13 protein-coding genes are annotated in these 12,187 nt (G+C 40.2%); 2 read left to right on the top strand and 11 right to left on the bottom strand.

Annotated features, from left to right (window positions below; genetic code table 11):
- The first annotated feature begins 144 nt into the window (after nucleotides 1–144).
- The gene (locus tag ACNKW3_RS10820) at nucleotides 145–867 is read left to right on the top strand and encodes a hypothetical protein (RefSeq protein WP_427399310.1); all 723 of its coding nucleotides are present in this window, start codon (nucleotides 145–147) and stop codon (nucleotides 865–867) included.
- Between the two features lie 74 nt (nucleotides 868–941).
- Here ACNKW3_RS10820 and rpsO read toward each other — a convergent pair whose 3' ends face one another.
- From rpsO to rimP, 6 genes are all read right to left on the bottom strand, one after another.
- A complete protein-coding gene (gene rpsO / locus ACNKW3_RS10815) occupies nucleotides 942–1,211 on the bottom strand; it encodes a 30S ribosomal protein S15 (protein WP_427399309.1) in 270 nt (89 codons plus the stop codon).
- 105 nt (nucleotides 1,212–1,316) lie between these two features.
- Nucleotides 1,317–2,249, bottom strand: a complete 933-nt coding sequence (gene truB, locus ACNKW3_RS10810) for a tRNA pseudouridine(55) synthase TruB (protein ID WP_427399308.1) — start codon at nucleotides 2,247–2,249, stop codon at nucleotides 1,317–1,319.
- Entirely contained in the window at nucleotides 2,250–2,633 is a 384-nt protein-coding gene (rbfA, locus tag ACNKW3_RS10805; RefSeq protein WP_427399307.1) for a 30S ribosome-binding factor RbfA, read from the bottom strand.
- A gap of 84 nt (nucleotides 2,634–2,717) precedes the next feature.
- Entirely contained in the window at nucleotides 2,718–5,327 is a 2,610-nt protein-coding gene (gene infB / locus ACNKW3_RS10800) for a translation initiation factor IF-2 (protein ID WP_427399306.1), read from the bottom strand.
- Nucleotides 5,328–5,347: 20 nt separating this feature from the next.
- Nucleotides 5,348–6,841, bottom strand: coding sequence for a transcription termination factor NusA (gene nusA / locus ACNKW3_RS10795; protein WP_427399305.1), 1,494 nt, complete (start codon nucleotides 6,839–6,841; stop codon nucleotides 5,348–5,350).
- Between the two features lie 30 nt (nucleotides 6,842–6,871).
- A complete protein-coding gene (rimP, locus tag ACNKW3_RS10790) occupies nucleotides 6,872–7,336 on the bottom strand; it encodes a ribosome maturation factor RimP (RefSeq protein WP_427399304.1) in 465 nt (154 codons plus the stop codon).
- Between the two features lie 355 nt (nucleotides 7,337–7,691).
- On the opposite strand from rimP, the gene ACNKW3_RS10785 reads away from it, so the two are divergent.
- Nucleotides 7,692–8,348, top strand: a complete 657-nt coding sequence (locus tag ACNKW3_RS10785) for a response regulator transcription factor (RefSeq protein WP_427399303.1) — start codon at nucleotides 7,692–7,694, stop codon at nucleotides 8,346–8,348.
- 36 nt (nucleotides 8,349–8,384) lie between these two features.
- Here the strand turns inward: ACNKW3_RS10785 and ACNKW3_RS10780 are convergent, their stop codons facing one another.
- The 5 genes from ACNKW3_RS10780 to ACNKW3_RS10760 are packed head-to-tail and all read right to left on the bottom strand — an operon-like array spanning nucleotide 8,385 to nucleotide 12,025.
- Nucleotides 8,385–9,155, bottom strand: coding sequence for a CsgG/HfaB family protein (locus ACNKW3_RS10780; protein ID WP_427399302.1), 771 nt, complete (start codon nucleotides 9,153–9,155; stop codon nucleotides 8,385–8,387).
- Between the two features lie 11 nt (nucleotides 9,156–9,166).
- Complete coding sequence (locus tag ACNKW3_RS10775; RefSeq protein ID WP_427399301.1) at nucleotides 9,167–9,610, bottom strand: curli assembly protein CsgF; 444 nt, start codon at nucleotides 9,608–9,610, stop codon at nucleotides 9,167–9,169.
- A complete protein-coding gene (locus ACNKW3_RS10770; RefSeq protein ID WP_427399300.1) occupies nucleotides 9,610–10,005 on the bottom strand; it encodes a CsgE family curli-type amyloid fiber assembly protein in 396 nt (131 codons plus the stop codon). The genes ACNKW3_RS10775 and ACNKW3_RS10770 overlap by 1 nt, the downstream gene beginning before the upstream one ends.
- Before the next feature lie 46 nt (nucleotides 10,006–10,051).
- Nucleotides 10,052–11,497, bottom strand: coding sequence for a curlin (locus ACNKW3_RS10765; RefSeq protein WP_427399299.1), 1,446 nt, complete (start codon nucleotides 11,495–11,497; stop codon nucleotides 10,052–10,054).
- A 36-nt stretch (nucleotides 11,498–11,533) separates the two neighbouring features.
- Nucleotides 11,534–12,025, bottom strand: coding sequence for a curlin subunit CsgB (locus ACNKW3_RS10760; protein WP_427399298.1), 492 nt, complete (start codon nucleotides 12,023–12,025; stop codon nucleotides 11,534–11,536).
- Nucleotides 12,026–12,187: the final 162 nt, after the last annotated feature.

Here is a 12,187-nt window from a genome sequence, read left to right as displayed (position 1 = left end):
TAAGTTTTATAATTTCCCATTGATCAACTTTCTGATACCTTATCGTAACTAATAAATAATTGCTTATTATGGATTTATCCGGCGTATTTAGGGTTAATTCCAAAAAGCTTCGAACAAAAATAAATGATTTAGTGGATTTTTATAATGGCGGACAATAAAGATAAAGATTTTGCCCCTATCAATGTTGATGTAAACGATAGAATAACAACCAGTTCTCAAAGAAGGCCGACACAAACGACTATAGTTAAAAGTAATAACTGGTTGGTTTCATCATTAATATTCGTAAGCGTCGTCGCGGTCGCTGGATGTGTTTATTTGTTTATTCAATTGCAAAATGCAAATCAAACCATCAATAGCAATATAGAGCGATTATCGTCGTTAGAAAGCCGTTTATCAGCCACCGGTGAAGAGATGGGAGAGTCCACGGTTGCGTTGCAGGTAAAGGTTGGTGAATTATCAGAAAAAGCCAACGAACTCTGGGAGCAGATGGACAAGCTTTGGGCCAGCGCATGGCGCCGCAATCAGCAAGAAATTAAAGAGTTATCTAACTCTGTTGGTAACTTCAAAGGAGATATTAATAAGTTAGTCTCTGTCTTGGACAATAAAACTAAAAATTTGGAAACCCAAGCGCAACAACTTGCTGGCAGAATATCGACTTTAAATGCTACCGTGAATGAACAAGCAAATAGTATGTTAGCCGCATCAGTAGAAAGAGAATCTTTATCCGAAAACGATACCGCAAACGCTTCCAAAGTCCGTGATATTAATGAAAAGCTTATTTTGCTAGAACAACGCAATACCAACCTACTTCGACAAATCAATGAATTGGAAACTAAGTTAGAAGAATTAATTAAACGCTCAGTTTAATTCAAGACCAATATTCTCAAGTAATAAAAAAGGCGCTTCAATTGAAGCGCCTCTTTTTAATCTAACCCATCGAATTAACGACGTAGACCTAGCTTTTTGATCAGATCTTGATAACGGCTAAGATCTTTACGCTTTAAATAATCAAGCATTTTTCTGCGCTGAGAAACCATTCTCAACAAACCACGACGTGAATGGTGGTCTTTTTTATGCTCTGAAAAGTGGCCTTGAAGTTTGTTGATGTTGTGAGTCAACAAAGCTACTTGTACTTCAGGTGAACCTGTGTCACCTTCGCCTCTAGCGTGTTCAGCAATAATTGCTGCTGTTTCTTGTGTATTTAGTGACATATATACCTCGTTAGTTTACACGTTAAAATGTGCCGATCACTAATTCAGCGACATTTGAAGAGCGCGCATTATAATGTGCACAGTAAAAATTACAAGTTATTTTGTTTAATTGTAGACCACAACCCTACTAGGCTGTAATTGTTGCTGCGCATTAACTTCTGCAACCCCTAAAAATTGCTGATTAACTTTATTGTAGACTCTTAATTTAGCGCCTTGAATAAAGTCTGGCCCTAATGGCAGTTGCATTCCGTGATTAAATTTTTCAGCAGCCTCTGCATCTAATTCGATTTTATCCAATGAACCCACTTGTATATCCATGGGTAACAAAAGTGCATCAAGCTCGCTAAAATTGCCCTCTTCTTTATTCGATTGCATGTTTGTTAGGTCATCAACCGACAACATTTTCGATGCTTGAAACGGCGTCACACTGGTTCTTCTTAATTCAGCCACGTGAGCGCCGCAACCTAACAGCTCTCCAAGGTCATCTACTATGGTTCGAATATAAGTACCTTTTGAACAACTGATTTTCATGGTGAGTTTATCATCTTGCCAAGAGAGCACTTGAATATCGAATACTGTGATTTTGCGTGTAGGCCTAGGAACGTCGATTCCCTTGCGCGCATAATAATAAAGAGGTTTGCCCTGATACTTTAACGCTGAATAAATCGACGGCGTCTGCAGAATCTCACCTCTAAAGGTCTCAATCCCCTTATCTATCTGCTTGCGTGTAATGCCCTGGGTAGTTGCTGTAGCGACAATTTCGCCATCAGCATCAGAGGTATCTGTTCTTACCCCTAAATGAGCTACTACTTCATAGGTTTTGTCTGCATCTAATAGAAACTGTGAGAATTTAGTTGCTTCGCCTAAACCCACAGGTAGCATGCCAGTGGCAAGTGGATCTAATGCGCCTGTATGCCCAGCTTTTTGTGCATTAAAAAGGCGTTTAACTTGCTGCACAACGTTATTCGATGATTGCCCCTTTTGTTTATTAATCAGGAGCACACCATTAACTGGTCTGCCTTTTCTTTTTCTGGCCATTTAATCGTCTGAGTTTCTATTTTTATCTGATGCAATTGCCTTATCCACTAAGGCACTAATTCGCGCACCTTCCAGCATAGACGTGTCCCACATAAAATGCAGAGCTGGCGTGCTGCGCATTCGAATACGTTTGGCCAGCAAGCCACGTATAAAACTGGCGGATTCTTTTAATGTGTTAAAATCGGCTTTATTTTTTTCTTCATCATCCAAGAAAAAACTAATAAAGACTTTAGCATGACTTAAGTCTTTTGATACTTCGACTTCAGATAGCGTTATCATTCCGACCTCTGGATGACGGTGCTTAAATTCATGTTGCAGTATCAATGCGATTTCTTTATGTAACTGCTGACTGACTCTGTCAGTTCTTGAAAATTCTCTAGCCACAAAAGTGCCTCTTAATGTTTAAAATTTTTCCGTTAAGACAAAAATGGAGGCCTGATGCCTCCATTTCAAGCTTTGGAATAAATGTTAAATTTCGCGTTTAACTTCTACTATTTCGTAAACTTCGATTTGGTCACCGACTTTTACATCGTTATAATTTTTAACGCCAATACCACATTCAAACCCTTTCTTAACTTCTTGAACATCGTCTTTAAAGCGGCGAAGTGATTCTAGCTCACCTTCATAAATAACCACGTTTTCACGAAGAACACGAATTGGGTTACTGCGTTTAATGGTTCCTTCAGTGACCATACAACCAGCGATAGCGCCCAATTTCGGTGATTTAAATACATCTCTTACTTCCGCTAATCCGATGATTTCCTGTTTAAACTCAGGTGCAAGCATACCGCTCATGGCTTGCTTAACTTCATCAATTAACTCATAAATGATGCTGTAGTAGCGCAAATCAATTTCTTCAGCTTCAATTGTTCTTCTCGCTGCTGCATCCGCACGTACGTTAAAGCCGATGATAATGGCACTTGACGCTGCCGCTAAGGAGGCGTCAGTTTCTGTAATACCACCTACGCCACTACCAACGATATTGACTTTTACTTCGCTGGTCGACAACTTGACCAAACTATCCGCGATGGCTTCTATTGAACCTTGAACATCGGCTTTAAGCACTATGTTTAAATCACTAACTTCACCGCTTTCCATGTTAGCAAACATGTTTTCAAGTTTAGCTTTTTGTTGTTTAGCTAGTTTAAGTTCTCGCTTCTTAGAGTGACGTTTAGCCGCAACTTCTTTTGCTTTACGCTCATCTTTTACAACAAGTGCATCTTCACCAGCATTTGGTACACCAGATAAACCAAGTATTTCTACCGGCGTTGAAGGCCCAGCTGATTTAACTTCATTCCCGTTTTCATCGCGCATCGCACGTACACGGCCATATTCTTCACCACAAAGGAGAATTTGCCCTGGCTTTAACTCACCTTCTTGTACCAAGATAGAGGCTACTGGTCCTCGACCTTTGTCCAAACGAGACTCGATAACAATGCCTTTTGCTGGACCATCTTTTACCGCTTTAAGTTCAAGTACTTCAGCATGTAAAGAGATAGCTTCAAGCAATTCATCAATACCTAACCCTGTTTTGGCTGAAACATTTACAAATTGGTGTTCACCGCCCCACTCTTCCGGAATGACTTCTAACTGAGATAATTCAGTTTTCACTCTTTCAGGATCGGCAGTTTCTTTGTCCATTTTGTTAACTGCAACAATGATTGGCACATTGGCTGCTCTAGCGTGTTGGATCGCTTCTTTGGTTTGTGGCATGACACCATCGTCCGCTGCGACTACAACGACAACAATATCAGTTGCTGTCGCACCCCGTGCACGCATTGCGGTAAACGCGGCGTGTCCTGGTGTATCTAGAAAAGCAATTCTACCATTCTCTGTCTCAACACTATATGCACCAATATGCTGAGTAATACCGCCGGCTTCGCCATCGGCAACTTTAGCGCGTCGAATATAATCTAGTAGCGATGTTTTACCATGGTCAACGTGACCCATAATGGTGACTACAGGTGCTCTAGTTTCGCCTTCGCCTTTACCTAGATCTGCGATTAATTCATCTTCTAGTGCGTTTTCATTCACTAGTTCATATTTATGTCCCATCTCTTCTATAACTAAAGAAGCTGTCTCTTGGTCCAGTACTTGGTTGATAGTTGCCATTTCACCCATTTTCATCATGGTTTTAATGACTTCTGTCCCTTTAACTGCCATACGACTTGCTAATTCACCCACAGTGATGGTTTCACCCAGCTTAACAACACGCTCTACAGGCGCAGCTGGCTTATTAAAACCTTGCTTCAAGTGCTCTCCGGCATTTTTCTTTGATTTTTTGCGACGACGGCTACTACGCTCGATTTCCATATCTTCGCGATCTTCTTCTTCCTGAGCATAGCGATTTGAGTACATGTGCACTTCTTCCGCTTCTTCGCGCTTACGTCGTTCTTCTTCTTCTTTCCAGCGGCGTTCGTTTTCTTCTGCGAGTTTTTTCGCATTTTCAGCCGCTTTTTTGGCTTCTTCTTCAAGCTTTTTCTGAGCTTCTTCTTCTTGCTGCTGCTTGAGGCGCTCTTCTTCTGCACGCGCTTTTTCTAACTCAGCCTTTTCTTCTTCAGTTAGGCTAGATTCAGATTGTTTGCGCTCTTCAGCTTCTTTTTTAGCCTTTTCTGCTTGCGCTTTACGTTCAGCTTCTTTTGCCTTGCGCTGCTCTTCTGCTTGACGCGCTTTTTCTTCAGCAATGCGTTTAGCTTCTGCTTCAGCTTTCTGTTCCGCTTCACGTCTAGCTCGAGCCTCTTCTTCTTTACGTTTAGCTTCTTCTTCCGCTAAGCGTTGCTCTTCAATATCTGTACGTTTCACGTAAGTGCGCTTTTTACGCACTTCAACTTTTACAGCACGTGACTTTCCTAAACTGATGGTACTGGTTGTCTTGCGTTGCAAGGTCATTTTTTTCGGCGCTTGAGCACCTTCTCCACCATGTTGCTTATTCAGAAAATCTAGCAGCTTCTGTTTTTCATCTTCTGTGACAGATTCGCCCAATTTCTTGGGCATACCAGCGTCGTTAAACTGTTGTAACAGTCTATCAACAGAGGTCCCGATGCTGTCGGCGAGTTTTTCTATTGTTACTTCTGACATACTATATTTGACTCCTTGACCTAAGCTTCGTTAAACCAAACAATGTTTCGAGCGGCCATAATTAGTTCACCGGCCTTTTCTTCGGTCAGTTCTTCAATATCACTGATATCGTCAGTGCCCTGTTCAGCTAATGCTTCAAGATTAGTGATACCTCGGCTAGATAAAACATATGCTAAATGTCTATCCATACCTTCAAGATCTAACAATTCTTGCTCTGGCTCAGCACTTTCTAACGATTCTTCATTGGCTAACGCTTTAGTTGTTAAAGCTGCTTTTGCTCTATTTCTAAGCTCTTCTACAATATCTTCGTCTAAACCTTCGATATCTAACAACTCAGCTACAGGCACATAGGCGATTTCTTCTAAGGTTGAAAAACCTTCGTCCACCAAAACACCGGCAAAATCTTCATCAATATCTAAGTGCATGGTAAATAATTCGAGCACTTTGGCGTTTTCTTCTTGGTGTTTATTATTCATATCATCAACAGTCATCACGTTTAGTTCCCAGCCTGTTAATTGGCTTGCTAAACGCACGTTTTGACCGCTACGACCTATAGCTTGCGCTAGGTTATCACTTTCAACTGCAACATCCATGGTATGAGTATCTTCATCTACTACAATGGAGGCTACTTCTGCTGGCGCCATCGCGTTTACGACGAAAGTCGCTGGGTTTTCATCCCATAACACTATGTCTACTCGCTCACCACCTAATTCGCTCGATACAGCCTGTACACGCGAACCACGCATGCCCACACAAGCACCTACTGGATCAAGGCGTTTGTCGTTGGTTTTTACAGCAATTTTTGCCCGTGCACCTGGATCCCTTGCGGCAGATTTAATTTCTAACGTCTCTTCGGCAATTTCAGGTACTTCTAAGCGGAATAATTCAACTAACATATCCGGATGTGTTCGGCTAATAAATAGCTGTGCACCTCGAGCTTCTGGACGAATCACATAAAGCAATCCGCGCACTCTATCGCCTGGTCTAAAGGTTTCACGCGGCAACATATCGTCTCGAAAAATAACACCTTCAGCATTATTCCCTAAATCGATAATTATATTGTCACGATTCACTTTCTTAACTGTACCTGTAACCAATTCACCGACTTTATCTTCATATTCAGCGATCATTTGTGCGCGTTCTGCTTCTCGCACTTTTTGTACGATAACCTGTTTAGCCGTCTGTGTTGTGATTCGGTCGAATTGAATAGATTCAATTTGCTCTTCTACATAATCCCCTAGCGCAATATCAGGATCATCAACCTGTGCAGCAGATAAGGTAATTTCTGCATAAGGGTTTTCTTGCGGCTGATCATCTTCAATTACTAACCAACGTCTAAAAGTGTCAAAATCACCAGTATCACGGTCAATTTCAATTCTTACTTCGATATCACCATGATTCTTTTTCTTGGTTGCACTTGCTAACGCATACTCAAGGGCTTCAAAAATTTTTTCTCTTGGAACTTGTTTTTCGTTAGAAACTGCTTCAGCAACTAATAAAATCTCTTTGTTCATTTTATCCTCATTACCCTTTCGGCAATCTAATTATAATTCATTGAAGTTTGGCACCAAGTTAGCTTTTCCAACGTTTGCGTATGCAAGGGTAAAGCTTTCTTTATCCACCAAAATGGTAAAATCGTTCTCGTTTGCTGCCTGCAGCATGCCTTTAAAGTTACGTCGTCCTTGTTGTGGCATATTTAATTTAACGCTTATTTCTTGGCCAACCACATTTTGAAAGTGGGCTGGTTTGAATAAAGGACGATCCATACCAGGAGATGAAACTTCAAGGTTATATTCTGTTGAAATTGGATCTTCGACATCTAATACAGCACTCACTTGATGACTCACATCAGCGCAATCATCCACATCGATACCATTTTCATGATCAATGTACACGCGCAAAGTACTGTGCTTTCCTGCCCTTACAAATTCAACGCCCACTAATTCAAAGCCTAGAGCTTCTACCGCGGGTGATAACATAGTAGTTAAGCGATTCTCTAATTGAGACAAAGCTAACGACCTCCAAATTTAAATATAAAAAAAGGGCATTAAGCCCATCACGCAGTGCCGTATTTAGCTAAATCGACACCAATAAAAAAGCCCCGAACCAGCGGAGCCTCTAAAAAATACTTTCACCATTATTCAACACTTTAATGGTGGACATTAGCTATTATTACAACAGAAATGCCGCATGGTCTATGACTATGAAAAAACAGGGAGTCACAAAATGAAACCGGATTATACCTCCATAACCATTGATGCGCAAATTTTAATACAAGAACCACTAAAGAAATGAATAAGATAAGTCGATTCTGTAGTATTATTAAACTAAAACCAATATAGGGCTTTTAAAAGGATTACGCAGTTGGCCATACATGCTTTTATTCTCACGCGGCACACTTTAGATTTAAATAGACGAAGTAAAACTTCTATTGGTCATTTTATTGATCTACTAGATGCATGCGGCTATTCGGCTAAAATTGGCACAATTCAACCTTCTAACCAAACCATAGCGAAAACGGATTTTTGTTTTATTGATGCAGAGTTTTGTAATCATAATGTGTTATTAAATCTGCCGTTAGTGAGGCAATACCCAAAGTTAAAAAAAGTCATTTTTAATGTGGACGAAAAAGATCAAGATTTCCAATACGCTGCTTTGAAATTAGGTTTGAGTGGCGTGCTGATAAAAGATGAATCTCTTGATTTAACCGTAAAAGGGTTACAACAGTTAAAGCAGGATAACAAATGGTTCAGCCGAAAATTATTGACCCGTTTTATCAACGATACTTTACAAAATTCACCGAACCTAGCCAGCACTAAAATGGTTGCGGAACCATTATTAACTAAACGTGAATTGGCTATAACAGAGCGCATTGCCGATGGTGCTCAAAATCAAGAGATTGCAGACAACTTACATATCAGTGTAAATACAGTAAAGACGCATATTTACAGTATATTTAGAAAAACGGAATGTCGAAACAGAGTGGAATTAATAAAGTGGTATAACGAGCGCATTAGCTAATGATACCACTTAGTTATTACAGATAAATTAAGCCTGCTAGGCTTCTCTAGCGCGCCAAACACCTTTATTTATGCCTTCCAATATTAGTTCGGAAACGGCTTTTTCAATGCTTTGTTTAACACACTCAAACATTGGCTCATTGGTGGTGTATCCAGCTTCGGCTTCAAGTAAACGCCTAAAAGACACATATCTAAATAAGCCAGCTCTCACTTCTTGGCTAAGTACTTTTTTACTTGTGGAAACTGAAACCAACACTTGCCCTGTACGAACATCAACAGCGCGCATGTAAATCGAAATCTGATCTTCTCGGAATAATTCGCTAGCGCCGACTCCAAAGTACTCGGCCCCCATACCACCCGTTCGAATATTAGTATCATAACTAATAATACCACCTTCAAGGATGATTCGAGCAGTGGTCAATGGAGGTAATTCGGGTAAATTATTCTCTTCGTTTGCGGCTCTAACAATTTTTCGTTCCGTTAATATATTTTGTAAACCTTCACGTTCTACCGGTAAAAACCAATCAGTTTGACTCAAAGTTTGCACAAGGATTGAGGTTGCGCCCTGTGTTACCGCGGTGGAGAAAGAACTGGCACCTGAAGACGGTTTATATTGTCCCGTTTGGTCACGAAACGAATAAACGGACACCGGAATCTGTCCCACAGGAGAAGGTAAGGATTTTAATTCACTTAACGTATCACTGATTTCAATGACATTTGCTTGTTCTTGATAGGGTGGTATGGTATTCGTTATTGATTGACAACCTGTTAATGTGATGGCCCCTATTACTGCTAAGAAACTTCTCATTATGCCAACCCTTAACCAAATCTCGGAATTTCAACAATTGTCACTTCGCCGCTAACAAGATTGGTTATATTGACAATTATACTGTCTGGATTTGACGTAATTAATTCGACTTGAAAATCACCGCTGGTAAAGATACTGTCTTGGTCGAAAATACTGTCTATTGGGTTGCCATTTTCATCAACTTCTTGCTCACCAAAAGCTAAATCAGTAATTTCTCGAACAATTCGGTTGATGTAAGCACGCTCAAGAGATTCTTGCAGTCTCTCATCATATGAACGCTCAGTTAATGGCGCTGAATGCCGATTTTGTGAATTCGCTTTATTGAGTAAAAATGACCCATTTAACGGGTTTCCCCCGAAACTAGGATTAATGGGTGTATATACCAGTTCTGTGGCGGTAGCCGTTGATGCTAAAAAGCACCCTATCACTCCCGCTGCTATTTTAAATTTTTTCATTACCATTCATCCCCTGCAAGATCTGGACTACGTTGTTCAAATTGTGAATTCGCTACTGCATCTAACACTAATATTATTGCTTGTTGCACCTTTTCATTCATAGGTGTTTGTCTGCGCCCCATATAAGTCCTATACACCAACTTATCGTCATAGAGCACTGAGAGCATAGTCCCTGCTTGAGGCACTATAACTTCCTTGACTATTAAGTTTTTTCCTGACGCGTCGGGTACTTCTCGCCAATACTGGCTCAATTGACTTGCAAATTCATGCCCTTGCCGACTGATAGTGTTATCCAAGAGTAATCCGCCTAACTCTATTTCTTTCGCTTGTAAGAAACTAGATTGAAGCAATAGGAAACTTAAAAGAAGAATTAACTTATGTGTTGTTTTTGACATTGTAAAAAAAGCCGAGAACAAAAGGTTCTCGGCATTATCGTCTTTATTACATTTGTGTCACAGTAGCGACATTGTAATCGCCGATTTGTGTCACACTGATAGTGCCACCTGTACCAGTCATACTGCCGACTACAAGGTTGTCATTACCTGTTTGTGTAATACTAAGAGTATTGCTGTCACCAGTTAACATGAACTGACTACCATCTTCAGCAGTGACCCAGTTAGACGCACCTTCCTGCATGATAGTTACCAAATTATCATCACCATTTACTAGTAAATCAATAAGGTTGAGCTCACCAGACTGAGAAGTTTCAATCACGTTATATGACGTATTGTCAGAACTAGCTAACTCAACAGAAGCATCGTTCATTGAACCTTCTTGTGTCATCATAATTTCGTTGCCATCAGCATAAGCTGCAACATCACCGATTCCAGCTTGTGCTAGGGCTAGGTTTTCATCACCATCTTGTTCAATTTCAACGATGTTGCCGATACCGTCAAAGTTAACCGCGCTAGCTTCGTTTGCATCACCAGTTTGCGTGATATCGAAAACATTAAGCATGCCAATAACACCAGCATAAGCGTAGTTACCATCACCAACCTGATTGATTTCAAATTCATTGGCCAAACCATCAATGGTTTCAACTGTTGCTTCGTTCAGATCGCCAATTTGATCAACGTTTACTTCATTTGCGTCACCGATAAAAACACCAGTAGAGATGCTGTTGTCATCACCATCTTGTTCAAAACTAAGTTCGTTACCTGTACCTTCTAACGCCCATGAGAAACGGTTATAGTCACCATCTTGGTCGATTTCTAATTCGTTTTCATCACCGTAAATTTCTGTGATGTCTGCAATGTTCCAGAAACCATCCTGAACAACTTCTACACTGTTAGCATCACCAATCAATGCGTCAATATATTGCTCGTGCCATTCTCCAACTTGGTCTACCACAACGGTGTTTTCGTTACCCATCATGGCATTATTTGCCCAATGACCACCATCACCTTGGAAAACTGTTAAGGTGTTGTCACTACCAATGATGGTATCGATAGATCTGTTGGTAATCCCAAACAAACCACCGTCACCTAATTGTACTAGGTCAACTAAGTTGCCATCACCTTCGATCCAGATATCACCGGTGCTATCGTAACTAAACTGGTCTGCCGTTACTACGTTAGCGTCGCCGATGATATTAACTAATAAAACGTTACCTTCTAATGATTGAAGGGCCACTACGTCGTTGCCATCACCCACGATGTCAACAATCATAGTATTTAAATCGCCTTCCTGAGTTAAGATTGAGGAGTTTCCAAGTTCGTTACCTTCAGGTGCGCTTTGGGTTAAAGTAATGCTATTACCAACTGCCGTTGCAATTAAATCTGCCGCAGAATCGAAAACTACATCCTTGCCTTCAGGAAGTTCATTCGCTACTGAAAGGCTAGCAGCTGCTGCAAGTAAAATAGCACTAGCAACTTTTGTTTTTCTCATTTTCACAGTTTTCTCCATATGATTATCAACCCACTATTATTCTTGATATTGTGTAATGTTGATGACCATTTCATTCCCTATTTGCTGAACAATAAAAGATTGCTCTCCAAGTTGATTTACATTAGCAACGTTATCAAACCCGTCCTGAATAATTTCAAAGCTGTTATTATTGTTTTCCTGTAACAAATTGACAATATTACCAGCACCGAGCTGAGTAATATCAGCAGTATTATTACTGCCTGCTTGAATTACATTAGAAAGATTAGATGCGTTACCGGTTTGGATTATGTTGGTTGTATTGTTAAGTCCAAACTGACCTATATTAATGATCGACTGAGATTCACCATATACAATCACTTGAGGACTGAGACTTAATGAAAGAGGAGATTCCACCAAATCGTCTGTTGATTTCAGATCAGAGGTTTGTGCATACAAATTATTGTTGTGTAAACAGCACAACACCACAAAGGCAAACATACCCTTGATACGAAAGAATTTCGTATTTGTTCCACTGTTAATATACTGCATGACGTCCTTGACCTTTAACTAACAAGACAACTCTATAACACCCTTTTCCGTGGGTTTAATCTATCACCTTTAAGTTGTATTTATATTGTTAACAAAAACATTAAACCTCTATTATTCAGAATCTTACATAATTTTAGTAGCACTTTGGTACTAGATTTTTAT

This window comes from Glaciecola sp. 1036, assembly GCF_050306235.1.
GTDB lineage: Bacteria > Pseudomonadota > Gammaproteobacteria > Enterobacterales > Alteromonadaceae > Glaciecola.
The sequence above is the reverse complement of the archived record's forward strand: the minus strand, read 5'-3'. Positions and strand labels throughout refer to the sequence as shown.

Bases quoted from the DNA above. Each gene is read 5' to 3' on its own strand.
- ACNKW3_RS10820 (WP_427399310.1), top strand. From the start codon at position 145: ATGGCGGACAATAAAGATAAAGATTTTGCCCCTATCAATGTTGATGTA.
- rpsO (WP_427399309.1), bottom strand. From the start codon at position 1,211: ATGTCACTAAATACACAAGAAACAGCAGCAATTATTGCTGAACACGCT.
- truB (WP_427399308.1), bottom strand. From the start codon at position 2,249: ATGGCCAGAAAAAGAAAAGGCAGACCAGTTAATGGTGTGCTCCTGATT.
- infB (WP_427399306.1), bottom strand. From the start codon at position 5,327: ATGTCAGAAGTAACAATAGAAAAACTCGCCGACAGCATCGGGACCTCT.
- nusA (WP_427399305.1), bottom strand. From the start codon at position 6,841: ATGAACAAAGAGATTTTATTAGTTGCTGAAGCAGTTTCTAACGAAAAA.
- ACNKW3_RS10780 (WP_427399302.1), bottom strand. From the start codon at position 9,155: ATGAGAAGTTTCTTAGCAGTAATAGGGGCCATCACATTAACAGGTTGT.
- ACNKW3_RS10775 (WP_427399301.1), bottom strand. From the start codon at position 9,610: ATGAAAAAATTTAAAATAGCAGCGGGAGTGATAGGGTGCTTTTTAGCA.
- ACNKW3_RS10770 (WP_427399300.1), bottom strand. From the start codon at position 10,005: ATGTCAAAAACAACACATAAGTTAATTCTTCTTTTAAGTTTCCTATTG.
- ACNKW3_RS10765 (WP_427399299.1), bottom strand. From the start codon at position 11,497: ATGAGAAAAACAAAAGTTGCTAGTGCTATTTTACTTGCAGCAGCTGCT.
- ACNKW3_RS10760 (WP_427399298.1), bottom strand. From the start codon at position 12,025: ATGCAGTATATTAACAGTGGAACAAATACGAAATTCTTTCGTATCAAG.